The 484-nt window shown below is 58.5% G+C and carries 1 protein-coding gene; it reads left to right on the forward strand.

The window, feature by feature from the left end; all coding sequences use genetic code 11:
- Window positions 1-47 precede the first annotated feature (47 nt).
- Window positions 48-484 (forward strand): glycine betaine ABC transporter substrate-binding protein (locus J5M71_RS27730; RefSeq protein ID WP_279382394.1); only part of this gene is annotated, 437 nt, incomplete at its 3' end.

Genomic DNA, 484 nt, shown 5'->3' on the forward strand with positions numbered 1-484 from the left:
GACGATGCCCGGCATCCGTCGGGCGCAGCATTTCGGGGAAGTAAACGATGAAGATGCGACGACTTTTAGGCGCAGGTGCCGTTCTGGCGCTTGCGATGAGTTCCACTTTCGCCAACGCTGAAAAACAGACCCTGAACATCGGTTACGTTGACGGCTGGTCCGACAGCGTCGCGACCACCCACGTGGCGGCCGAAGTGATCAAACAGAAACTCGGTTATGACGTGAAGCTGCCAGCCGTCGCCACCGGGATCATGTGGCAGGGCGTGGCCACCGGCAAACTCGACGCGATGCTCTCGGCCTGGCTGCCCGTGACCCACGGTGACTACTGGACGAAAAACAAGGATCAGGTCGTCGATTACGGCCCGAACTTCAAGGACGCGAAGATCGGCCTGATCGTGCCGGAGTACGTCAAAGCCAAATCGATCGAAGACCTGAAAACCGACGATACCTTCAAAAACCGTATCGTCGGCATCGACGCCGGTTC

Origin of the sequence: Pseudomonas sp. 43(2021) (assembly GCF_017490805.1) — a bacterium.
Classification (GTDB): domain Bacteria; phylum Pseudomonadota; class Gammaproteobacteria; order Pseudomonadales; family Pseudomonadaceae; genus Aquipseudomonas.